A 24,728-nucleotide genomic window follows, 5' to 3' on the forward strand; every position below is an offset into this window, starting at 1 on the left:
GATGATGATGATGATGATGATGATGATGATGATGATGATGATGACCGTCGTCGTGCATAACTTTTTGAAAACTGCGTGGGCGCTCCCCCACGCAGTTTTTGCTGTGCAAAATGTTTTTTATCATTATATTATATTTCGTATAATGAAAATACTAGATAAAAGGAGTGAATCATTTGGATTTTTTACATTACCCATTTCCGAGTAAACGAAATGTCACAATTGCACGACAAGGTATGGTTGCAACGTCTCAGCCACTCGCAGCACAAGTCGGTTTACGTATTTTGCAGCAAGGAGGTAATGCCATTGATGCCGCAATTGCAACAGCCGCTGCCCTAACCGTTGTGGAGCCAACATCAAATGGCATTGGCGGTGATGCATTTGCAATTGTCTGGATGAACGAAGAGCTATATGGTATTAACGGCTCAGGACCTTCCCCACAAAAGATGTCAATTGAAGCGGTGCAAGCATTAGGGTTTGACCATATTCCTGCAGAAGGTGTTATCCCAATTACCGTTCCAGGCGCACCCGCTACATGGGCTGCCTTATCGGAAAAATTCGGGGCGTTACCGCTTCTAGATGTATTAATGCCTGCAATTGAATATGCAGAACAAGGATTCCCGATTTCACCAACACTCGGTGATTATTGGCAACGTGCTTATAAGAAATATAAAGAAACGCGCACTGCTCTTGAATTTCAAGCGTGGTTTGAGACGTTTTCAGTAGACGGACGCGCCCCAAAAATTGGTGATATATGGCGCTCTCCTGGGCATGCTCGTACGCTGCGCCTTATCGGTGAAACAAATGGACGTGCTTTTTATCAAGGGGAATTAGCAGATGAAATTGATGCCTTTTTACGTAGCTACGGTGGATTTTTAACGAAGGATGATTTAGCGCAGTATCGCGTCGAATGGGTGAAACCTATCTCGGTGAATTATCGTGGCTATGATGTATGGGAAATCCCTCCAAACGGACAAGGAATTGTCGCGCAAATGGCGTTAAACATATATGAACATACAACGCCAAAATGGATGGACGCACATGACCTTCATGTACAAATTGAAGCAATGAAACAAGCCTTTGCGGATGGGAAAGCAGTAATTACAGAACGCGCTGACATGCCTGTCACAACAGAGCAACTTCTATGTAAAAATCGTGCGAAGGCACAGTTTGAACAGCTAGCTCCAACTGCGCAACAGCCAATTGCAACACCGTTCGTTAAAGGCGGCACTGTTTATTTAGCTACGGCCGATAAAGATGGCAATATGGTATCCTTTATTCAAAGTAATTACATGGGCTTCGGTTCAGGTATTGTCATTCCGAATACAGGCATTGCCCTGCAAAATCGTGGACATGATTTCTCAATGGACGCCACACATCCTAATGCACTAGCACCTAAAAAACGGACGTACCATACGATTATTCCAGCATTTTTAACGAAAGATCATGAAGCGGTTGGACCATTCGGTGTAATGGGAGCGTATATGCAGCCACAAGGACACTTCCAAGTCGTCAACCACCTGATTGACCATCAGCTAAATCCGCAAGCAGCATTGGACGTACCACGCTGGCAATGGGTCAAAGACAAGACGATTCATGTTGAGGCGCATTTCCCACTGTCACTCGTCCACTCATTAGCACGACTTGGACATGATATTCATCTCCAAGCGGATAGCGGTAGTTTTGGTCGTGGACAAATTATTATACGAAATCCAGAAAACGGCGTTCTATATGGAGGCACAGAAAGCCGTACAGACGGTGCGATTGCATCATATTAATGGAAGCCAAAGTACGATTATTGTTATACAAATAATAAATTCCCCGAAAATATATTGCTTTCACAAACAATAAAATAAAAATTCTATTATTTTTAGCGTATACAGTACAAAACTACATTGTATACGCTTTTTTTACGTGAAAATGGATATATTTTATACCGTATGAACTACATAAAAATGATTATTTTCAGGAAAATCGCACATTTTAATACTGATTTGTATTATAATCATCATAAAATAAGAAAACTTATTCTGGTAACGCGCTGTCAGACATAGGCAATGTTCATAATTTATTGATTTATTTACGTATTTCAACTGAGAGGATGGAAGAAATGAAAATTGTATGGGCGTTTTTATGTACCTTATTACTACTAGTTGTCGCACCACATGTGAGCGAGGCAAAACAATTCCCAGATGTTAATAAAAATAGCGAACTCGGACGTGCAATTGATTATTTATCAGATGAAGGGATTATTAGAGGTTTTCCAGATGGTACATTTCGTCCATTTGAACGTGTGACGCGTGGGCAAGCTGCCAAAATGATTGCAGAATTAACATATGTCCAAGCACCTCACCGTTATAACGCGTCGTTACGTCCATCATTTAAAGATATTCCTGATAGTCATCAATATTTCGAAGCAATTGAAGGGCTCTCTTCTTATGAAGTAATTGGCGGTTTTAGCGATGGTACATTCCGACCAGGCCAATATGTGACGCGCGCACATACGGCGAAAATGATTGCATATGGCTTTGTGTTGTATCATCATAAAGAGCGTCGTACGTTTTTAGATGTGGATAAACATTTAGAGCGTTATGAATATATTAATTCAGTGTACCAAACACGTATTATGCGCGAAACGAAAACACAAACATTTTCACCAAATCAATACGTGACACGTGGTGAAATGGCACTCTTTTTATTCCGCGCACATAATTATAGCGAAACGATGCTAAAAGAAGCGAAGAAGAAAAATCAGCCGTTTATTCCGGCATCAAGTGCACTAGGAAAAGCATTAAAAGATCATCCTGTGATGGACGAAACAATTTTACGTCTACAGCCAATCTCGTCTGCTCGCTATGATTTTGAAACGGCACACTATGCAGAACCATCTGTAAACCAATGCTCTCACTTTAAAAGTTTATTATTTAAGCTTTGTTACGGTGAAGGCTTTAAAGATGGCCAAGCAGGTGTTGATACAGTCGAAATAATTGACCCTGACTTGACTGTCAATACGATTAAAAATGCAATAAATGCGAAATTTACAGTAAAGCAAGAACGTCATAATGGTCAAACCTATTACCGCGGCTTCGCGCAAGCTGGTGGCTCACATTATTATTTTGAAGCAATCGGTTCTCAGGAAAATCAAGCTTTAGTTCATAAATTAGTAGTCTCAACGAAAGTTGTAAAGTATCGTTACTACGACACAGCTCTTCGTTAATCTGTTAACGAAAGCGTGGCACGAATATGTTCGTGCCACGCTTTATTTATGCCTTCGAAATGAAATGAGTTTACATAATAATTTTATAATTTATTTAGGTGCATTCGCATATGATTTTTCCAACGAATAGACAACTATTTATACCCCTTTTGTTAATACAATAATTACAACGATTCATTTATTAGAATATTCTGAACAATAAACAAAAAATACGTTATACTAAGTGTAAAAGGAGTAAAGTTGTTATGAAAAAATGGCTCTTCACACTGTTTGCCACTGCTATTTTTCTTCTTGCGCCTTCTGCTGTCCATGCTGCTAGCTTTCCGGATGTCAATGCAAACACAGAAATTGGTCGCGCCATTGATTTTTTAGCGGATAAACAGATTGTACGGGGCTTTCCCGACGGTACATTTAAGCCATACGCTTATGTAACACGTGGACAAGCGGCCAAAATGATTGGGCAATTAACGCTTACCGTATCATCTGCTCGTTATCAACAAGGTATTACACAATCAAGCTTTACAGATGTCTCCGTTTCGCATGAGTACTACTCATCGATTCAAGGTTTACATGAGTATAACATTGTTAATGGCTATGCAGATGGTACATTCCGTATGAATAACACCGTAACCCGTGCGCATGTCGCAAAAATGTTAGCGTATAGCTACAATTTAAAAAAGCCAACGGCGCAACAAAGTTTTAGCGATGTGCCAAAAACAAGCCCTCGTTACGCATACATCAATGCGGTATATGTCGCGAATATTATGCCGTATCGTACATTTTCACCGGATAAGCGCGTGACACGTGGTGAAATGGCGTTATTTTTATTCCGGGCATATAACCAAGCAACAAACGATTTACAAGCATCTACAGCTCTCCAGCCATTTATTGGCACACAAACAACGATTGGAAAGGCCTATGCAGAACACGAATTTATGGATGAAGCTATTCGTCGAAATATGCCAATTGCTGCAGCACGTCAATCTGTACGTAACTATCATTTTTATGCTGGTTATGAGTTGCCATATCCATGTTCAATGTTTATGGAAGAAGGTTTTAGTCTCTGTTATGAAGATGGTATGAGCAATGGTAAAAACGGTATCAATCGTGTTGTGTTATATGATGAACAAATGGAAAATCCAAAATTAAAAGGACGCGTGCTCGTACAAGCGCTCGGTGAACGTTCATTAAGTATAAAAACATACAATTATGATGGTGCCATTTGGTATATCGGGCATACAAAACAAGCGATAAACGGCGTCTACTATGGTTTTATGGCATCTGCAGGACAAAGTACGAACCCGCTTAGCTTCAGTGCTGCTCATTTAACCCATTTATCTGTATCTGTGAATCCACTTGAACAACTGTATTAACGTAAAAAACCGCTCCTACTGTTTACAGTAAGAGCGGTTTTGTTACATGAAGCTTATGTTGTTCATCAATATCAATCTTTGTACCATCCTTTAAATAAATGCTTTGAGGAAAGATTAAAGCTTCTTTCGTTGAGAAAAACCACCGTCTGAACGGGCTTACGAGCAATAAATAGATCGGCATATTTTGTTGCGTTAAAAAGTATAATCCACCGTCTGGATCGACACGATCTCCGTTACGTGGCACGACTTGTACATCTTCTAACTGCTTGGCAGCTGCTACTTTATCTGCTACAACTAAACTCATTTCAGACATACGTAATATGCTGGCTTCAGAAAAAGGTGCCGTGTGCCCTTCATTCGCATGCAGACGCGCAATAAACTCGACAATGTTGCCTGCTGGGTCTTCAAAGTATAGAGATTTTGCGTCAATCGTTGCGAAATAAACCTCATCCTCCCCTTTTTCCGTTAACAGTGGCACACGTTGTTGTATCCATGTTTTTGCTTCGTCAAATTGAGTACTTGGAATATCGAAAGCGTAGTGATAAAAAGGTTGCCCCGTTGTCGATTGCGTAAATATTAACGTCGTTTCACCTGCACATATCGAGAAATACGTCGCGCTTTTTTCAATCAGTGGTAATTGTAGCTGTTGTGTATAAAATGTATATAATTCTTCTAAGTGTGCTGTATGTAGTACTACCTTTTGTATATGCATGAAACCATCTCCTTACAGCTACGTTAACGCATCTTATCGTGTAAAGACAGTAGAACTATGACGGATTTTTCTCTTTTTGCTCCTGTTTATTCATGCCGTATACCCAGCAAGCAATGACAAACAGTCCTGTACAAACCATCATTGTAATACCATTCCAAGTCCCATCAAGCAAAGTAATATTCGTTAAAACCGCAAAGTGCATGAGTGAAATTAATATAAATAATGTTTTCATATTTCTTTTCCTCCATTTATTTAGTTTACATAATATATTTATTTTTTATTTAATGGGTTTTTAGCTAACACATCACGAATGGAATCATCTTCAATATGCGTGTAAATTTGTGTTGTTGCTACACTTGAATGCCCTAAAATATGTTGGAGACTACGAATATCTGCACCTGCTTGATACATTAATGTTGCGGATGTATGGCGCAATTTATGCGGTGTAATGCCGCCTTTTGTCAGTTCGGCATTTTCACTTACAGCTTTTAGCATTTTGGCAATGCGTTGGCGCGTTAGACGCGTTCCTTTTTGTGATGTAAACAGCGGCTCATCTACTTCGTCGCCTTTATACGGTGTTCTTACTGCTTTATATGCATGTAGCGCCTCTAAGCAAATATCGTTGCAGAAAACAATACGTTCTTTATTCCCTTTTCCGATAATACGCAGCTGGTCTCCTTGTAAGCTTGACATATTTAAATTACATAATTCTGAAACGCGTAAGCCTAGGTGTAAGAAAAATGTAATGATGCAATGGTTTCGTTCATAATGCGAACCACTTTTTGTCGCCTGTAATAATGATTGTGCTTCATCTACCTTTAAATAAATTGGACGACGTTTTACTTGTTTCGGTGACTCTAATTCTTCAGCCGGATTATCATCAATGAGTTTTCGCTTTCCACGCATATATTTAAAAAACGCGCGAAGTGTTGCTACTTTTCGAGCACGAGAGGACGCCGAATTATGGCGGATTTCTTCACAGTACTCCAGAAATACATATAAATCTTCAAGTGTTATATCGCGTACATCGTCAACAGCTATATCACGAATTGACACATTTTCCAGCGTTTCTAATGGAAGATTCTGTTGCATACATAAATGGAAGCGGAAAAACAACACTAAGTCATATTCATATTCTTCACGGGTTCTTTTCGATTTCCCTTTGATCGTTGTCAAATAAATTAAAAAATCACGTAAAAACTTTGGATAGTTTTGCATATCGTCACCTCTTCTAGCCTTATTATAACCATATTTTATGTAAAAAAACATTCCCAAATATGAATTTGGGAACCTTTTTATAAAAAGGTACAAAAAAGTGCGATTTTTATGTAACGTCCTTCGACAATTCTTCGCGCAGAATCTTAAATAACATTAAAAAATATAAAATGCGTATTTTTTCTACTTAAATACCATTAATTATTGCTTTATACATTATAAAAACGTTATTTCTAATTCTCATGCAATTTTTTCTCTTTTCATTGGTAGTTGATCAATTTTGTGAGCGTTTATTTCGAAAAGAAAAAGAGGGAGAAGAAAATATTGAAAAGTATTAAAAATGCGACTGAAAAATAAAAAATCCACTAACAAAAAGCTGTTAGTAGATTTTATCGATTATCGTAGCAATCCTTTTTGCTTTGCTAATTGTACCCAAGTTGGATATTCCGTCATCAGTAAATCATATAGTTGCTCGTCGGTTACACTCGTCGGATCAGGGACGCTAAAGAAATCGGCATTATCGATAAAACGCCCTGGCAAATCATCAAGACCTTCTAAAAATGAAAAATCAGATGTAAATAGTTTTTTGAAGAAGCCACCCGTAGCATCTTTTTTAGATGCACCAATGGCCATAAACTGCCAAAATAAAGGCTCATAAGAAGATTGCTGAACGTGCTTCGTCGTTTCCGGTCGATCAAAGGTATCACCATCTGTTACAAACATCACGTACACCGGCGTATTTTGCGGAAAAATTTCATTCGTTGTTCTAACTGTACCAAAATAATGCGCGCGAATGAGTGCCATCACTTTCGCATAATACGTACCACCTTCTAATGGATATTGCCGCATTAGCCCTTCAACAAACCCAGTAAAATTCGTAATCGATAGTTCGCCAGCTTTATGGGCATGTTGTCCAAATAAAAAGATGTCGATGGAACCATCATCATCAAAGCGTGTGCTTAACGCCAAAATCCGCTCCGCAAATGCTTGAATTTTCCCGGATGAATAAAGCGACGCCATCGAACCCGAAATGTCTAAACAGAGCGCAACTTTCGCAGTATGTTCAGATAAGCCAACTTTTTCTAATGTCACCTTCGCTTTTTTCGATAAATCGAGTAGCTGCGGTGCTACTTGTGCCATCTTCTTTTCTAATTGAACTCGTTTTGTCTCGGTCGGTGCGTCTACAATTGGCACTGTTGCTGGCTGTTCTTCTGCAACTTTACCACCAAAGCTTTTTAAAAGAGCGGCTAAGCCACCGTTAAAACCTGCACCAATCGCCGCTAATCGCCAACCGTTTTTATTATATAGTTCGGCGATTAAAACAGCTTTTTCTTGTTGAAAATCCGTGCCAGCAAATATGTAATTCGCGACTGGCTCTTCACCGGCATATAACGTTAGGGTACCACTGTGAATATCTTTCATCGTTCCTTCACCGTCAATGGTCGCTGTAAACACAATATACTGAACACTACGTGGCAACTGCGTGATATTAACTGTAAAAACACCTTTGCCACTTTTAGATTCTAATAATACGATTTCACTCGCTGGCGATTGTGTTTGATTATAAAAAATCATATATCGGTCATCAGATAATTGCTTACTTTCGTTTAAACCGAAACATGTAATGTCTATTTCTAACGGAGACTGAATAACAATTTCAACACGATAATCGACTGCATCTGTATAATCAGCTACTTTTATTTTTTGTCCTCGAATTAACGCTTCCATTTTTATCACCTTTTCCATTTGTTTTGAACGAAGGTTCTCCTTTTATCATAACGTAAAGTAATTTAAATCACTAATTTCACGATAAAACTTATTTATCGTCGAAAAACCATATTTTTTGTACATTACGATTTTAAAAATCATGATTTGTTGATTTGAGATAAATTCCAACGAATCGGCATATATGAATATCAAAGTGAATCATTTTGCAGTTTCAAAGAAAAGAAGCATGCAGGTTACCCTCGCATACTTCTTTTTCTTACGCTTTTTGTAGCCAAATCGCCGTTAGCGTCATGCCTACTTTATATGCATTTGTATCTTTTAATGCGTTTAACATCATAAAGTCGTGAATGATACCTGGCACACGCACGCTTGTAACATCAACACCCGCTTGTCGTAATTTAGCTGCGTAGCGTTCTCCTTCATCGCGCAATACATCCGTTTCAGCTGTTAGAATGAGTGCTTTTGGTAAATCAGCCAATTCTTCTACTGTTGCTCGTAATGGCGAGACAGTAATCAGCGCACGTTCCACTTCGCTTGTTGTATACTGGTCCCAAAACCATTTCATGCCGTCTCGGTGCAAGAAGAAACCACGTGCAAATTGCTCATACGAGGGTGTATCAAAGCGTGCGTCTGTTACTGGATAATAGAGCACTTGTTTATGAATCGTCGGAGTTCCCCGCTGCTTTGCCAAAATGGCTGTCGCTGTCGCCAAATTCCCACCTGCACTATCGCCAGCAACTGTTACATGCTCTGCATTAAAACCGTACTGTTCCGCATGTTCGACCGCCCACTTCGTAACAGCATACATTTCTTCAAGCGCAGTTGGATATTTTGCTTCTGGTGATAAACTATAATGAACAAATACAATGGCCTGTTGTGCATAGTATGTCAATTCACGCATTAAACGGTCGTGAGTATGCTCATTACCAAACACCCATCCTCCACCGTGTGCATAAATCATGACCGGTAATGACTTGCCGGCATTTATCGGCTTATACAATGTAACATCCACTGTACCAGAAGGCGTTTGGATACCTTTTACAACTTCTTTAGAAACATCATATTTTTCAACATCGCCGCTTTGTGCGTCATCGACTGTTTTCCGTCCTTCTTCTACAGGTAACTCATATAAATAAGGTGGGGCTTCATTTTCGTTTGCGAATGCTTGTGCCGCTGGTTCTAACACAATATAGTCTTCGTTTTTCATAAAAAATACCTCCCTTTTTCGTCTTACTATTATGTTTCACTACTTTTCACTTCATAAAACATGACGAAACATTGCGAATTTTTGTCAGCACACTGTTCTTCTTATATACTAAGTACACGAGAGGTGTGAAACGATGCATGATTCATTAATGAAAGATATTCAAATTGCAGTTGCGTCTTATTTAGAGGAACAGCTTGCGAAAAAGGATGCACAAATTGCTGAACTAACATTACAAAACCGTCGATTAACGGAAGAAAACCGACGTTTAAAACAACAACAACAAAGTGCGGTGAAAACACAAAGTCAACAACCAATTATTTTACGCAGCGAACAGGATGCAAAAAAAGCACGCGCGCTCATCGCCTCGGATAACCAAGACGATGCAACACGTATGATGTACTATATCGCATTGTATCGTTGGAATATGAAACATCTTCATTTTTCAATGGATACGATGCTCGCATTATGGCTTGCGATGGTGAAACAAGCGAAAAAACTCCCTGCTGTAACAGATGAGTTCAAACATTTACATACGCAATTAACGCAGTGTGATGAGGCGAGTTATCCGATCTTATTGGATGTCGTTGTGCTTTATAAAACGAAGTATCCTGCGTATTTTGCAATGCTTTGTGCGGTGTTAGCGAAGCAAGCGATGAAAGGTGTTCCAGCATTCCAAGTTTTTGTTTGCTTAACGCTTGCGATTTATGCTAAAAAAGAAGTCTTTACAAATATGCCAACACTATATGCACATGTCCGTGAACGTTCACAGGAAGCGGAACTGGCAAAACAATTAAAGCCCTATCCACAGATTGTGCGGTTATTCCCGCAACTAAAATTAAAAGCAGTGAAGAAAGTACAAAAAAATGTCGCTGATGTGCAATTACCACAATGGGAAGCCTTTATGACACAAGCAACGACCGGTAAGTATGATGAAGCAGAAGTTGTCGATACGTTTATTACATTGGCAAAAACGAACGCATATGAAAAAGATTTAGTACGCTCTGTATGGAAACGTATTTTTACGCAATATGAATTGGCACATCTACCAATGCCATCACGTGTACGAACAGCGAAGCTACATGATGATTTTATCGAAGCGGATGGCCAAGGGGTCTTTACGTTATTACGCTTATATCATGACGAAGGCGCTAGCGTATACAGCCGTTCTTTACTAGATGCTGTTGTGAAAAAAATGGTGAAATATGAGGCGTATAAACCGTTTGATGTGCCTATTTTATTAGCCATTTATTATAACGGGCTTGCGGAGCGTTATTTCACAAATGATAAAATTGTAACGTATTTTAAAACGACCGCTTCAGATCGTGCAAAAAAAATGTATCAATTGTTTGCTCAATTCGAAGCGTTGCCTACTGAAAAAACATTCCAGCTTGCTTATCAAGAAGTGCAAATGGTCGATGTATATTTAGAAAAAATCGGGCTAAACCGTCAGCAATTTGGTTCTCGGGTCTTTAGTGATTTTTACAATGCACCACAGTTATTGGATGACACGATTGATTTCCGCATCCCTGAAATTGTTGATACGATTGAACACCCAGATTTAACACCAACCTTAAATACACAGGCCTCTCTTGTACCATTCGGTTATAAAGTGAAATCCACAACTGAGCAGCAACGATGGGATGCTCTGCAACAAGCAATTTCAGAAGTGGGGCTTGCTCGTGTCGTGTCTAGTTTACAGTCGTATATTCGTTTACGCCTTCGCGACCCAGAATATACGGCATCGGTTGCAGCTTGGTCACAAGATTTAGGAAAGTTAGAAAAAGCTTTTTATGAAGGCACACTTGGAGATATGCGATAGAAAAAGAGTAAGCTTAATATCATATCAAAGTACAGAACAGAATCCGAAAGAAACTGGGACAAAAAGAAATATCCTTCAGCAACGACAACTGCTGAAGGATATTTTTCTGCTTTATGATGATCAATTTTATCATCTCTACAAAAGCTCAAATTTCATTCTTTTCATTACAACCATGGCTCAACACATGTAATCGTTTGTGCATGTGTGTCTACTCTTACTTTTCGCCCAATAGGTAACGGGAACATCGGGTGCGTATGTGCACAATCAATATTTGCTAAAATCGGTATCGGACGGTCATCCAGTTGTTCAAGTAATAAATCAAGAGGTTGCTTACCACTACCTTCATCATCGTAGCGTTCATACTTACCTAAAAGAATCGCGCCAACTTTATCAAAAACGCCATGTAGCTTGAGCATTGCCATATTTTTCTCAACTGTGGAAGCACTTTTCATCGAATCTTCTAGTAATAAAATATCACCTTGTTGAATATTCGGAAAATATGGTGTGCCGATACAGCCGTACATCGCATTGTTGTTGCCACCGATCAATCGACCTTCGACTACTGTATCGTGGACAGCTTGCCATGTGTTTACGTACGTTATTTTCGGGCGTTCATAGTGTAGCCAATTTACCGCTTCATCCGACCAAACGTCACTGCGTGCAATCGTGTATGGAATCGTAGGTGTGTGACAAAAATAGCGTTCAAAATAACGGTATGTATCGTCAACAAGTGGTGGAAATTCGCCGAACGATGGGACAAGTGCCGGACCATAAAATGTGGGAACCCCTGTTTTCGCATATAGCGCTAATAGTATTGCTGTCACATCTGAATAGCCTACGACGATTTTAGGTTGTTGGCGAAATGCCTCGTAGTCAATATACGGGAGGATACTATTAGAATTTGTACCACCAATCATCGACATCACCATTTTCACAGAAGAGTCACGTAATAATTCATTCAGTTCCTCGGCGCGTTGTTTCGGTGTACCTGAACGATATGCTTGTTGTTTCCCTGTTAAATGCCCTTCTTTAAGGATAAATCCTCGTTGTTCTAAAAATTGCTTCGCTCGTTCATAGCGTTCAACTGCCCAAACAGAAGCGGCTGACGATGGTGTGAAAATACCAATCGTATCGCCTTTTTGTAGCGGCGTAAACATCTCAAATCCTCCCTTATTCGTAATGTATGCTTATTATAACAATCCATATGAACGTTACAAGGCACGAAGTAACTTTTCGTTGAAATTAAATAAACCCACAGTGAACGTCGTGCTCGCTGCGAGTTTATTTATTATGGCTCAACGGATGTATCACGACTTACTAAAAAATCTTTAATAATGGCAAGGCGTTCACGTACCTCGTTCTTCGCTACATATTGTTCCGGTGTCGGTACAGCAATCGTGTCGACCTCAAGTGCTAAATTATGCGCAAGCCATGTAGCGCGGTATAAATGAAATTCGTTTGAGATGAGCGTTACATGTGTTTCACCATTTAATAACTCTTTTGAAAAAACCATATTTTCATGTGTATTACGTGCGTATTCTTCTAATATAATGCGCTGTGGGTCAATCCCTCGCACAATTAAATATTCAGCCATCACATCGGCTGCTGTTCGATTTATTTCTTCTTCAATCCCACCTGTCACAATCACTTGGACATCTGGATGTTGTTGTAAGTAAGGAATCGCCATATCAAGACGACTTTGTAAAAGCTTTGATGGCTTCCCATCCGGTTTTACACTCGCACCTAAAATAATCGCGTATGGTGCGGTACCATCCGCATTCGTTTCACTTTGTTGTTCAATTAACGAACCAAGCCATATATAGCAGCCGCTTCCGATTAACAGCACCGTTATGAAACTTATGAACAATTTCTTCAACGTTCAATCCCCCTAAAGCTATGTATCCACTTCCCTTATACTCTCAGCTAAAAATAACAGTTCTCTGAACATGCGTCAATCGACAGCACTATTCTTTACATGAAAACCTTGTAACAAATCCCATCGCCGTTACGTATCATCTTTAAAAGGAGATACGTATGAAAAAAATTATCGTTATAATCGTGTTAGCACTTACCCTCGTTTTCTGTATAGCGCTATACGAAAAGACAATGCCACCTACATTGACCATTGAAGCGCAGCGCGGTCATATCGAAGCAACACAAAGCTCCTATTGTTGGGCATCCTTTTTTTCAGCATCCTGCGTTGATATGGTGGAACCTTCTCATATGCAGGTAACGTCACTGTCCGTCCAAGCAGGTGAAATCATTACACTGCAGTTTAGTGAAAAGCCACTCTCTGACACGCTCACTATTTCGCAAATAGATGGTGGAAATGTAACGACTAATACGTCTTTTATAACGCCTAATATGCCTGGAAGCTATATGTATGTCGTTTCTGGACAATGGTCACGGGGCAGCGCTAGTTATGTTTTTTCGCTACAAGTCCGCGCGTAAAGTTGTATAAAAAATGAGCTGTGCATTGTTGCGTCAGCTCATTTTACACTATTTAAACAGTTGCCGGCGTGCGCACATGCTGAATCACAATATGTGCATCACAATAACAAGTACCGTTACAGTTTGGGCAATACACATTATACGGTTCAAAATAACGCTTTATATAACGATATGATGTAAAGCCTTGCGCTAAAAACTGTCGCTCCGCCGCCCATTTATTTGTATCAGATTGTACCCACCCAACGACTACAATCGTTTCTGCCACTGTTTTTGCTTCGTTCATAAATGCTTCAACTAGTTGTGAACCGATGCCTCGTTGACGATAGTTCGGGTTGACAACGAAATGACTCACATATAGCGTGTCATATTGTGTAATATGCTTTTTTAACGCTGTTAGTTCATCATCAAAATATGGAAACTCTTCAGCCGCTTGTTCAATCACATATCCTGCGATATAGCCAACCACTTTACCATCAATAAGCGCTATGTAGCGAATACCGCCTGCCTCATCTACTGTCTTCGCATCTTCTGGTTGAAATGGCATATAACGATTTAATAATTCTGCGATTTGTGCCGCATACTGCTGGTCATAACGTGCAATTTGCATAAACTTTATCCCTTTACTTTCACTGTGTTTGAATAATAAATGTCGTACTAAATGACTCTGTTAACGTTAGCTGCGCTGCATTTTGTAAACGTTCATCAATGACAATCGTATACATGCCGTCCTGCCACTGCGTTTGTGGTGTAATAATCAGTGCCTTTTCTTGTTGCGCTACGTTAAATATATTCGTCTGTTGTCCATTATAAAAAAGGTGTACGTGTTGCGCAACCGATTCATGTAGGTCTTCATTAAATAGTACTTGAATCGCGTGTGTGTTTGTCACTTCTTTTACAGGAAAAGTCGAGATATTTCGAATCAATTCGTTGCCTTGTAGTTGATTCAAAACATTTTCTTGAAACACATGTGCAAGTGTTCGTGGCATATAAACCGCACCATCTCCATATTCATCATCGCGGCCAACTTCTCCTAAATCGACTAAGCCTTCACGTAATGTTTTTTCGCGCGCTTCACGTGTTTGTGTTGGCATAATACTTTTCATCATTGCTAATGTAGCCGCGACAAGTGGCGTTGAAAAGGATGTACCGTTTAAACTTTTCGTTTGTGCTGTACCTGTAAGCACTTCAAGGTTTTGTCCGGGTGCCACAACGTCCACATATGCATTTGTATTTGAAAATGACGCACGCTGAAAATCCGCATCAATCGCGCCAACCGATAAAACATTTGCGTAGCTCGCTGGGTAATTTATCGGATTGCCACGCTCCGCTTCATTACCTGCTGCTGCAACGACATGAATCCCTGCATCAATTGCACGTTGTATCGCTTCATTTTCTAACATTGAAAATTGTGTACCGCCAAAGCTTAAATTAATAATATCTACATTTTTTTCAACAGCATAGTTAATCGCATCAACAGAACCTTTTATACTTGCACCGCCCATTGAGTTTGTAATGCGAAGCGGTAAAATATGGACAGCGAATGACCCAATCATCCCGTCAATACCCATATCATTTTGAATCGTTGCACCAATCAGTCCAGCTACAGCTGTACCATGACCTAAGCTGTCACGTACATCCGTTGATTGATCATGAAAATTAAAGCCTTCCTGAAATAACTCCGGCACAAAGTCTACATGCTGCGTATTGACCCCCTGAATCAATGATGGCAATGGTCGGGACATATTGCTGGTAACGAGCAAACGTCCAACTAAATGGAATGCCCATCATATCCTGCCAATTCGTAAATGATGTAGTAGCTACATCAGAAACGGTACGCGGCTCATCTAATTCAATTGGTTCGAATCGATAATAGGATTCATCGCCAGCGATGGTCGTTCCCGCTGTTACATTCTGGTCGCCTGCTTGTATCAGTGTCGAAGTGGTTAGCTGTTGCGCAGAAGCATTATATGGATTGAACAATAATAGACCGATTATACTAAATATTCGTTTCATGTACTTCTCCTCTTGCATCGAAAGTTATGTAAAAACTGTTCTTATTTTATCACATTTTTACCACGTATATCGGAAGAACGCTTGAAATCTTCTTAAAAGGAAGATATGTTAAATAAAGGAGGTGAATTCGCATGAATAAAAAACTATTTATGCATGTTGTCAGTCTTTGTATGATATTTATTATCGTCTTTGGCTTACACAACAGTGCTTCTGCAAACGACGATTGGCAAATTATCCAATCACAGCAGAATGTACCTATGAACAAAACATTTACAGTGACATTTTCAAAAGTAATTCATGAAAATGCTGTTCGTTCACATACAGTGTATGTAGAAGATGAACAAGGTAACCGTGTATCGGGTGTAGAAACATCGTATATTACAGGTTCAAAGCAATTATTAGTTGCGCCGCCGCTCAATCATTATGATGCGAACACAACATACACATTATATGTTAGTGAAAATGTGTATACACCAGATGGTGAATATTTATCAAAACCTGTCAAAATGACATTTACAACATCGGACGAACTTGATACAACAAATGTATTCGTTGCACGTGAAGATAGTGCAAACGAAACATCGTATACAAACCGTACAGTTGTTTTAAACGACAATGTACTTCAAACATTAACGTCTGGTACATATGAAGGAAATGAACTTTCATTTACAAATCCTTCTGCTCAAGTACAACAACTTCAAGCAGGAGCAATTATCATTTTACCAGCTACAGCTGAATACCCTTCAGGTTGGGCGAAAAAAATCGTTAGTGTGACGCAACGTGGCAATGTCATTACGTTTACAACAACAGATCCAGAGCTTGACGAAGTATTTGCAGATATTGATATTTCTCAAGAAATTTCATTAACACAGGATGATGTCGTGATTTCGCCAGAACTTTCACATGCAGTTCTATCTGAAAATACATTACCAAACGGTGATTTACGCTTCCTATTACGTAATGAAGATGGTTCAGAAGCAACGATTACAGTAAGCGAAGCAAATCGACCAAACACAAATAATAACGATGATGAAGATGAGAATCAAGGTGACATTATTGTTGATAACAGCTCTGCTCATCAGCTTGTCATTACATTTGAAAACTATAAAATTCCTCGTTTAGACGCGGATGTTAACGGAACATTTACGTTAAATTATCCAAAATTATATGTGGATACAAAATGGTTACGTTTAAACCGTTTAGAAATGACAGCTGGTGTTGTCACAAATGTTGAAATTGGCTATGGTATGGAAGCGGAAATCGGGGATGTTATTGATTTATTACCGATTGGCTTCCAAGTAAAAGCAGGTGGCGTTGCCGGCGTTGAAATTATGCCACAATTCTTCTATAACTTAGAAGGTTCGGTTTCAACATCTGTAGAACTCGAGCAAGAAACGAGCTTAGTATTCGGCTTAAAAAAGAATGAAGATAACGAGACAGTCGGCTTTAACGAAAGTCGATTCACATTAGAACCGAAATTTACAGCATTTAGCGGGAATGTAACAGGGCGTCTTGGCTTTGGCTTAGATATTACTGCAGAAGTTGTCCAATTCGAGCTTGGTGGCTTAAACGCTAACTTATTTTATGAAAAAGAACTGTCAGGAGAAATCAGTACGGACTTGGTTTGTTTCTATTCAACATCTAAAGTCGGTTTAGGTTTATCTGCTAATATTCGCGACTTTGTAGACATTACATTCTTTGGGAATGGTTCAGATGAAATTACACGTACATTAAAAGACAGCAGTAACTGTGGCATTGAACAATTATTAGTGGACAACTTATATGTTGATGCTGGTGAGAGCAAATATTTAAAAGTAGATGGCGTAACGGCTGGAAGCCAAATTAAACCGATTTTAGAAGGTGCATCTAGTACGCCAGATGATAACTTAACGTTAACTTCGCAAAATCCAGATGTCGTGAAAGTCTTCCCAAATGGTAAAGTAACCGTTGCTGAAGGTACACTTCATGGTGAATCTGTTGATATTGACTTAACTTATTATAATGAAGGTTTAGATGAAACATTTGAAGAAACAGTAACGATTTACGTCTCAAACCAAGAACAATTACAAACACCACGTGCTGTGAAAGGTCGTGTAGTGGACAGTTCCACACAAGAGCCATTAGCAGATGTTAATGTAACGATTGCACCACGCACAATTTTAGACAATATTAATGACTTAATTGGCACAGACTGGGGCACTCCACAAGAACCTATCGCCGAATTAACAACGAATAACGTAGGTGAATATGCGACACAATTAAAGCCAGGTAACTATAAATTAACGTTTGAAAAAGACGGTTATTTAGAAACGGTTGTATATTCAACGATACAAGTATCAAATGACCCAACAATTGCACAGATTATTAATGAAGTAAAATTAACAAATCTAGATTTCGTCAACCTTGGCACAGTTAGCGGGAAAATTATTGATGCCGTTTCAGGTGAAAATATGGCTGACACTACATTATTCTTCCGAGAAGGTCAAGATAATAAAGATGGGGATGTTGTTCATTCAGAACTCACAAATACGGATGGCACATATACAGCCGAATTAAATGCGGGCACATATACGATTGAGCTATTAAAAGAAGGCTATTTAAAAGCGTATTTCACAATTGTTGTTGTCGCAGAACAAGATAAAACGAATCAAAACTTTACGATTAGTAAAGCGTTAGACTTAAGTGAGATGCGTGTTGTATTAACGTGGGAAAACGAACCATCTGATCTTGACTTACATGCATGGGGACCAGGTTTAAATAACGAATCATTCCACCTATACTATACGCATGTTGGTGACTCTAATTACAGTGAGTTTGCAGGATTATCATTAGACCGTGATGATACGTACTATTACGGACCTGAAACGATTACATTATCAGAAGTTCGTCCAGGTTTATACACGTTTGGTATCCATAACTATACAACGTACTATTCAACAACATCAACGACACTTGCTCGTTCAGGTGCGCGTGTTGATATTTACTCAGGTGCTTCAGAAACACCGGTTGAAACATTCTATGTACCGCATGATGGAATCGGCGCATATTGGGAAGTGTTTAAGTTCAATGGTTTAACAAACGAAATCATTCCAGTCAATGAACTCTATCCTTCTCATAACGATCGTAACTTCTTAAGCTTACCAGAGAAAAAATAACGACAAAAGACATCTGCGAAAATACGCAGATGTCTTTTTATATACTATAAATTACAGACGACCGTAACCTGTGAAGTATTTACCCCAGTAACCGCTACGTACGCTATCTACTTTTACGCCAGAGCTTGCTGCTGAAATCATTTGACCGTTGCCGATGTAAATGCCTACATGTGAAATGCCGCGCTTGTATGTGCCGCTAAAGAATACTAAGTCACCTACACGTGGTGAAGATACTTTTGTTGACATATTGTAGTAACCAGCCGCTGTTGTACGCCCAATATTTTTACCTGATTGTTTAAATACATAAGCGATGAAGCCAGAGCAGTCAAAACCTGTAGATGGTGAAGAGCCACCAAATTTATAACGTGTACCTAAATGTTTACGTGCGTTCGTTACGACATTTGAAGAACCTACAGATGATGATGAAGCTGAGCTTGCTTTCGTTGAGCTTGATGCTGATGCTTTTCCTGTTACTTTTAGTTTTTGCCCAACATAAATTGTCGTTGAACGTAAACCGTTAATGTTCATAATATTACGGTATGTTGTGCCGTAACGGCTTGCGATTTTTGATAATGTATCGCCACGCTTTACTGTATATGTAGTAGAAGCTGCTGCCTTTGTTGAAGATGATGTTGATGCACTTGCTGAAGCACCACCGATTTGTAATTTTTGACCAGGGTAAATCGTTGTTGAGCGTAAGCCGTTTTGATTCATAATTGATTGATATGACACGCCGTACTGCTTTCCGATTTTTGATAATGAATCCCCTGATTTTACTGTATATGTTGCAGCTGATGCTGCTGTGACACCTGTAAATGCTAATGTACCACCAAGTGCAATGGCTGTAATTTTCTTTGTGAATGTATGCATATAAAGTTGACCTCGTATGTTTTATTTTTTAATGTTGTTTACGAGATTCATTCTATCCATTTTGTATTACAAACATATAACAAAAATCACGATTTCTTCGATATTGTAGGCACTGGCTACGCGTGGTATATAGCATTTCATTTGTAATATAAGCTTTTAAAATAGCCTTATTAATTCCCTTTATAGAGTGATGTTAAACATACAATTAACTGTATAAAAATCAATACCTAAAAAAAAGAAAATCCCGTAAGAGAAAAATGACACTCTTACGGGATTTTTACAACTTTATTTCAATGCAATACAAATATTTTTCGCTTCTGTAAAGAATTCTAAGCTATGGTGACCACCCTCACGTCCAACACCTGACTTTTTAAAGCCGCCAAATGGTGCGCGTAAATTACGAACGAACCAGCAGTTTACCCAAATCGTACCCGCACGAACATTGTGTGAAATATTATGTGCACGTTTTAAATTTTCAGTCCAAATGATGCTGTTTAAGCCATAGTCTGTACTATTGGCAATTTCAAGTGCTTGCTCATCTGTATCAAATGGAATAATTGTTACTACTGGTCCGAAAATTTCTTCTTGTGAAATGCGAGCTAGTGGATTTTCTTGTACGTAAATGGTCGGTTCTAAATAATAACCTGTTTCTAAACGTTCCGGTAATTCAGGGCGTTTCCCACCATGAATAAGCTGCGAGTTTTCAATTTGAGCAATTTCAAAATAGCTTGTTACTTTCTCATAATGCTCTTGTGATACAAGTGGCCCCATATTCGTTTGTTCATCTTGTGGGTCGCCAACAACTAATTGTTGCGCCGCTTCTTTAAACTTCGCTAAAAACTCATCCATAATGCCACGCTGTACTAAAATACGTGAACCTGCTAAGCAAACTTGACCGGAGTTCATAAAGGCTGCGCGAATCGATTCTGGTACTGCTTTTTCTAAATCAGCATCGTCAAAAATAATATTCGCGGCTTTCCCACCTAATTCAAACGATACTTTTTTCAGCGTATCTGCGCCATTCTTCAAAATTGCTTTCCCTGTAGATGTTTCCCCCGTAAACGAAATTAAATCGACTTCAGGATGTGTCGTCATATATTCACCGGCAGAACCGCCACCGAATCCATGAATGACGTTCACAACACCGTCAGGAATGCCCGCTTCCTTCGCAATTTCACCGAGTAACGATACTGTTAAAGGCGTTGTTTCAGCAGGTTTAATAATCGCTGTATTACCGGTTGCAAGACATGGACCAAGCTTCCATGTTGTCAGCATAAACGGTAAATTCCATGGTGTAATTAATGAAGCAACGCCAACTGGCTCATAACGTGTATAGTTAATATAGTTATCATCCATTGGGTACGTTTCGCCGCCTTGTTGTTCCATAAAGTCTGCGAAAAATTTCAAGTTATGGGCTGCGCGTGCAGGATTCCCCATTACTGAAGCGGCTGTCGTTGTCGCTAACACATCGTCATCCTTTTTAAAGACGCAGCCCATAAGCTCCAAATTTATATCTGATACAGCGTGGCGTTGTGGTGACACGATATAACGTGATGAAGACGAGTTATCCGCAATTACATCTGGTAATGTGAAGTTGAAATTTAAATAACGGCTATCAATAATCTCCATTGCTGCTGTCACGTAATCCGTTGCGTCTAATACGTCCGCTACCGTGACAACCGGTCCGTCTAAATCTTTTTTTAACACGAAGGCAATTTCAGGCTCGATTTTTGCATGAATAAACGGTGCCATTAAAATCGGCTCATCCGGCGCCAGTAACATATTTTCAAACAACACGCCATAAGAAGGCTCATATACGCCCATCATTTGTTGTTTTGCTTTACTCGTTAAACCTAGCTTCCACCCGGAAAGCTTTGTTTGTTCTTCTGTTATTTTTCGCTCGATTAATGCCTCTTGAATATCATAGGCGACCTCAATCGTTAACTCTGGATAGTCATCTACAAACTTCTTAATTTCTTGGCGGTGTTTTTCCGCTTCGAATAAAATTGTTGTAATTTACCTCATGCGGGAGTAATGCGCCCGCTGAGTCCGTGACGTAAATAATTTCTGCACCGTAGCTCTCCATTTTTTTCGCTTCTTCCACGAGTTTAGTTGTTGGTGCCATATGTGCCATCATTAAAAAGCCAACCGTTTGCAAGTCCATTTCTCGACTTAGTTGAATATGTTGTTTCGAGACGTCTGCTTCTGTAATTTGTAATTTGTTAATGCTGAGCCTGTTGCGACCATTTTGGATCCGCTTACAATTAAGCCTTTATCCGTTTCTTTCTCAACGCGAATGAAAACATCCCCGACTTCATGTACGTCTTTATTACGGTCTACTGGTGGATTCACAATCGCATGATTGAAAAACCAGTTCTTTTCTTGTGCTTCCTTATACCAGAACTTTGCATTTTCAGAATATGGCGCATAGTACTCTGGATTGCCCCCTAGCGTCGCTAAAAACGATGCTTTATAATCCGGTGTACGTCCCATTTGGCCATATGTAAGCTTTGTCCATTCAGCAATCGCATCACGAGATTCGATTAAATCTTGTGCCGATTTTGACGCTTTGAAATATTTGAATGTGTAACCGCCGCTACCTGTATCGGTTTCCGTTGTTAAAACATCTTTATATTTCGGGTCATGTAGCGCATCGTATAATCGTGCAATTGAACGTGCGGAATTTCGAAACGCCGGATGATTCGCAACATCCTTGACTTTTTCACCGTCCAACCAAATTTCGCGGTCATCTTGCAAGCTGTCTAAATACTCTTGTCCTGTTAATGGCTTTGTTGTCGGTGCTTGTTGTTCTTTTTGCATTACCATATTTCTTTGCCCCCTTCGCAATTGTTCCCATCCCACAAGCAAGTTGCTGTTGTATTGGTTAAACTCACTATAAAAAGAACTGAATTTTCTGTTAATTAATTTTTTGTATAGTCTTTTCTCCGTTCACTATACAAACTATAAAGTAGAGAATAACCGCATTACATAGTTAAAAATAGTTTTTTACAGCAATTATTTTTTATACATCTATTTTTAACGACTCTCTTTCTCACATATGATAAGCTATCAGTACGTGTTGAATTTAAAAGGAGTGAAACATCATGAACTTACAATATCCATTAGGGATGTTTTCTTATGAAGGAGCATTAACACAAAACGTTATTCATACATGGATTGATGAAATCGAAGCTTTGCCACGTGTGTTACGTGAAGCAGTTAACGATTTAACAGACGTCCAACTCAATACACCCTATCGTCCAGGTGGCTGGACAGTACGCCAAGTTGTTCATCATCTTGCCGATAGTCATATGAACGCCTATATTCGCTTTAAACTGGCATTAACCGAGGAAGCACCCACAATTAAACTATATGATGAGGCGAAGTGGGCTGTACTACCCGATGCAGAACTTCCGATTGATGTGTCTTTGTCATTATTAGCGACCTTGCACTTACGCTGGACAACGGTGCTGCGAAATTTAACGGAGGAAGATTTGCACAAGTCATTTATCCATCCAGAAAATGGTCCAGTATCACTCGCTAAAAATATTGGGCTGTATGCTTGGCATGGTAATCATCATGTTGCCCATATTCAAGCGCTGCGAAAACGTCAGAAATGGTAAACGCGTCCGCTATGTGGCGTAGCACCAAAAGCACAAAAAAATCCTTTAGCAGTGGTCGTTGCTAGAGGATTTTTCTTTTTATCTCAAATTATTTTAAAAATGAATCGCCTGTACCGCATAATAAAATTGCAGTGCTAATTGGCATTGGAAGCGCCCATCGCCTGTTTTAATGTCCACACTTATAAGTGACTCAATTTTTTCAATACGATAGCGTAAACCTGGTAACGATAAATTTAACTGTTTTGCGGTTTTATTCAAATTCCCATTATGCTCAAAATAGATTTGTAATGTATAAAGGAGTTGGGCATCTTGTCGTTGGTCATAATCTATTAATGCACCGATAACTGTTTCATAATAAGACACCAGTTGCGAAGGATCTGCCCTTTGTAAAAAGAGGAGGACATGCTGCATTTCCTCATAATCAATCAACGACTTGCACACGCTTTTTTGAACAATGTGCAAGGAAATTGCTAAGCTTCACTGCCTCTTCATAACTCGTACGTAAATCCGCTAATGAGCGTACCGTTCTTCCTACGCCAAAATAACCTTGATTTTTTTGGAAACGCTTTCTCGAAATCGTACACACAAAGCTCTGCGACTTCTCTAGCACGATGAATCGTTTCTTGTACTAACAGTATAAGCTCATTTTTCATAATAAATAGATCATTGACATGCTTTTCTAAAGATAAGTACTGTTCATATACATCTGCTACGTCGCTCTTTAATACAACTACTCGAAATGGTTCAGTAAAATTAATACTAAATAGCTGTGGATCAATATGTTCTAATTTTTGCTGTTGTAATAAAAGTTCAAATGCTTCTGCCTGCTGTTGCCAATTTCGCGTTGCATTGCGTAATGTCACATTAAAATACCATACAAAGATTAGGAGGCTACGTTCCACAATTTGCTTTGTCACTGGATGAATCGGTGTGTCACTAATTAAAATCAATTTCGCATAAACGGTTTGATTACTTTGCACCTTTAAAATTTCTAGATGGCCGTCAATACGTTTTGCTTCGCTATATTGCTTATAAACCGCATTATGTGCATCATCCAACATAACTTGTTCAAACGGATGTCGAATCATACTCCGTTCGGCTACAATACTAATATTTAATTCTTCCGACATTAACATTAATAGTGTTCTTAAGCTTTTTTCTTTTAATAAGCGATTCATAAGTTGTTCATTTAATTGTTCCGGCGGTGCTAAATGTGGTGAACACGCGACGAATGTACAATTGGCATCTTTCCGACCTCGACATGATTCTTCGTAGACCACAATATCTTTCCCATATACAGCACGTAAATATCCTTTTACATAGCCGATAAGTTCCCAGCAAACCGTTT

23 protein-coding genes and 1 pseudogene are annotated in these 24,728 nt (G+C 39.2%); 8 read left to right on the forward strand and 16 right to left on the reverse strand.

The window, feature by feature from the left end; genetic code table 11:
* From A6M13_RS16450 to A6M13_RS13195, 4 genes are all read left to right on the forward strand, one after another.
* The coding region (locus A6M13_RS16450; protein WP_211270319.1) for a hypothetical protein at positions 1-205 on the forward strand (205 nt) is incomplete at its 5' end.
* Positions 174-1,775 (forward strand): gamma-glutamyltransferase family protein, encoded by a 1,602-nt coding sequence (locus tag A6M13_RS13185; protein WP_066547242.1) that lies wholly within the window; start codon positions 174-176, stop codon positions 1,773-1,775. The genes A6M13_RS16450 and A6M13_RS13185, both read left to right, overlap by 32 nt.
* Positions 1,776-2,107: 332 nt before the next feature.
* Positions 2,108-3,214, forward strand: coding sequence for an S-layer homology domain-containing protein (locus A6M13_RS13190; RefSeq protein WP_066547245.1), 1,107 nt, complete (start codon positions 2,108-2,110; stop codon positions 3,212-3,214).
* A gap of 245 nt (positions 3,215-3,459) precedes the next feature.
* Positions 3,460-4,587, forward strand: coding sequence for an S-layer homology domain-containing protein (locus A6M13_RS13195; RefSeq protein WP_066547248.1), 1,128 nt, complete (start codon positions 3,460-3,462; stop codon positions 4,585-4,587).
* A 22-nt stretch (positions 4,588-4,609) separates the two neighbouring features.
* Here A6M13_RS13195 and A6M13_RS13200 read toward each other — a convergent pair whose 3' ends face one another.
* The 5 genes from A6M13_RS13200 to A6M13_RS13215 form a co-directional block, all read right to left on the reverse strand.
* Entirely contained in the window at positions 4,610-5,299 is a 690-nt protein-coding gene (locus tag A6M13_RS13200; RefSeq protein ID WP_066547251.1) for a VOC family protein, read from the reverse strand.
* Between the two features lie 55 nt (positions 5,300-5,354).
* Positions 5,355-5,531 carry a hypothetical protein gene (locus A6M13_RS16365; protein WP_169817451.1) on the reverse strand — a complete coding sequence of 59 codons (177 nt, stop codon included), beginning with the start codon at positions 5,529-5,531 and terminating at the stop codon, positions 5,355-5,357.
* A 38-nt stretch (positions 5,532-5,569) separates the two neighbouring features.
* The gene (locus A6M13_RS13205; protein WP_066547253.1) at positions 5,570-6,517 is read right to left on the reverse strand and encodes a tyrosine recombinase XerC; all 948 of its coding nucleotides are present in this window, start codon (positions 6,515-6,517) and stop codon (positions 5,570-5,572) included.
* A gap of 393 nt (positions 6,518-6,910) precedes the next feature.
* Positions 6,911-8,242 (reverse strand): VWA domain-containing protein, encoded by a 1,332-nt coding sequence (locus tag A6M13_RS13210; RefSeq protein ID WP_066547254.1) that lies wholly within the window; start codon positions 8,240-8,242, stop codon positions 6,911-6,913.
* A 256-nt stretch (positions 8,243-8,498) separates the two neighbouring features.
* Entirely contained in the window at positions 8,499-9,449 is a 951-nt protein-coding gene (locus A6M13_RS13215) for an alpha/beta hydrolase (protein ID WP_066547256.1), read from the reverse strand.
* Positions 9,450-9,582: 133 nt separating this feature from the next.
* Between A6M13_RS13215 and A6M13_RS13220 the strand changes: the two genes are divergently transcribed.
* Positions 9,583-11,268, forward strand: coding sequence for a hypothetical protein (locus A6M13_RS13220; RefSeq protein ID WP_066547261.1), 1,686 nt, complete (start codon positions 9,583-9,585; stop codon positions 11,266-11,268).
* A 164-nt stretch (positions 11,269-11,432) separates the two neighbouring features.
* On the opposite strand, the gene A6M13_RS13225 is transcribed toward A6M13_RS13220, so the two are convergent.
* Both A6M13_RS13225 and A6M13_RS13230 read right to left on the reverse strand, forming a co-directional pair.
* On the reverse strand, positions 11,433-12,425 hold the full coding sequence (locus A6M13_RS13225; protein WP_066547264.1) for a S66 family peptidase: 993 nt from the start codon (positions 12,423-12,425) through the stop codon (positions 11,433-11,435).
* 131 nt (positions 12,426-12,556) lie between these two features.
* Positions 12,557-13,144, reverse strand: coding sequence for a YdcF family protein (locus A6M13_RS13230; RefSeq protein ID WP_066547266.1), 588 nt, complete (start codon positions 13,142-13,144; stop codon positions 12,557-12,559).
* Between the two features lie 158 nt (positions 13,145-13,302).
* Between A6M13_RS13230 and A6M13_RS13235 the strand changes: the two genes are divergently transcribed.
* Positions 13,303-13,719, forward strand: coding sequence for a hypothetical protein (locus A6M13_RS13235; RefSeq protein ID WP_066547269.1), 417 nt, complete (start codon positions 13,303-13,305; stop codon positions 13,717-13,719).
* 52 nt (positions 13,720-13,771) lie between these two features.
* Here A6M13_RS13235 and A6M13_RS13240 read toward each other — a convergent pair whose 3' ends face one another.
* The 3 genes from A6M13_RS13240 to A6M13_RS16370 are packed head-to-tail and all read right to left on the reverse strand — an operon-like array spanning position 13,772 to position 15,699.
* Positions 13,772-14,326: a GNAT family N-acetyltransferase gene (locus A6M13_RS13240; RefSeq protein ID WP_066547271.1), complete on the reverse strand. Its 555-nt coding sequence runs from the start codon at positions 14,324-14,326 to the stop codon at positions 13,772-13,774.
* A 19-nt stretch (positions 14,327-14,345) separates the two neighbouring features.
* Entirely contained in the window at positions 14,346-15,404 is a 1,059-nt protein-coding gene (locus A6M13_RS13245; RefSeq protein ID WP_066547275.1) for a S8 family peptidase, read from the reverse strand.
* Positions 15,376-15,699 (reverse strand): hypothetical protein, encoded by a 324-nt coding sequence (locus tag A6M13_RS16370; RefSeq protein WP_169817452.1) that lies wholly within the window; start codon positions 15,697-15,699, stop codon positions 15,376-15,378. Before A6M13_RS16370 ends, A6M13_RS13245 begins: the two co-directional genes overlap by 29 nt.
* Before the next feature lie 164 nt (positions 15,700-15,863).
* On the opposite strand from A6M13_RS16370, the gene A6M13_RS13255 reads away from it, so the two are divergent.
* On the forward strand, positions 15,864-18,887 hold the full coding sequence (locus A6M13_RS13255; protein ID WP_066547279.1) for an Ig-like domain-containing protein: 3,024 nt from the start codon (positions 15,864-15,866) through the stop codon (positions 18,885-18,887).
* A 51-nt stretch (positions 18,888-18,938) separates the two neighbouring features.
* Here the strand turns inward: A6M13_RS13255 and A6M13_RS13260 are convergent, their stop codons facing one another.
* The 4 genes and pseudogenes from A6M13_RS13260 to A6M13_RS13275 form a co-directional block, all read right to left on the reverse strand.
* Positions 18,939-19,757, reverse strand: a complete 819-nt coding sequence (locus A6M13_RS13260) for a LysM peptidoglycan-binding domain-containing protein (protein ID WP_066547281.1) — start codon at positions 19,755-19,757, stop codon at positions 18,939-18,941.
* Between the two features lie 285 nt (positions 19,758-20,042).
* A complete protein-coding gene (locus A6M13_RS13265) occupies positions 20,043-21,584 on the reverse strand; it encodes an aldehyde dehydrogenase family protein (protein WP_245669328.1) in 1,542 nt (513 codons plus the stop codon).
* Between the two features lie 190 nt (positions 21,585-21,774).
* Positions 21,775-21,969: pseudogene (locus A6M13_RS16740) on the reverse strand (4-hydroxy-2-oxovalerate aldolase); the annotation flags it as partial.
* A complete protein-coding gene (locus A6M13_RS13275) occupies positions 21,930-22,583 on the reverse strand; it encodes a 4-hydroxyphenylacetate 3-hydroxylase N-terminal domain-containing protein (protein WP_141680960.1) in 654 nt (217 codons plus the stop codon). The pseudogene A6M13_RS16740 and the gene A6M13_RS13275, both read right to left, overlap by 40 nt.
* A gap of 275 nt (positions 22,584-22,858) precedes the next feature.
* Between A6M13_RS13275 and A6M13_RS13280 the strand changes: the two genes are divergently transcribed.
* The gene (locus tag A6M13_RS13280; RefSeq protein ID WP_211270322.1) at positions 22,859-23,380 is read left to right on the forward strand and encodes a YfiT family bacillithiol transferase; all 522 of its coding nucleotides are present in this window, start codon (positions 22,859-22,861) and stop codon (positions 23,378-23,380) included.
* A 93-nt stretch (positions 23,381-23,473) separates the two neighbouring features.
* Here A6M13_RS13280 and A6M13_RS13285 read toward each other — a convergent pair whose 3' ends face one another.
* On the reverse strand, positions 23,474-23,809 hold the full coding sequence (locus A6M13_RS13285) for a helix-turn-helix domain-containing protein (protein ID WP_141680961.1): 336 nt from the start codon (positions 23,807-23,809) through the stop codon (positions 23,474-23,476).
* The gene (locus A6M13_RS16745; RefSeq protein WP_425393926.1) at positions 23,802-23,990 is read right to left on the reverse strand and encodes a hypothetical protein; all 189 of its coding nucleotides are present in this window, start codon (positions 23,988-23,990) and stop codon (positions 23,802-23,804) included. Before A6M13_RS16745 ends, A6M13_RS13285 begins: the two co-directional genes overlap by 8 nt.
* Positions 23,991-24,728: the final 738 nt, after the last annotated feature.

This window comes from Caryophanon tenue (assembly GCF_001700315.1).
Lineage (GTDB): Bacteria > Bacillota > Bacilli > Bacillales_A > Planococcaceae > Caryophanon > Caryophanon tenue.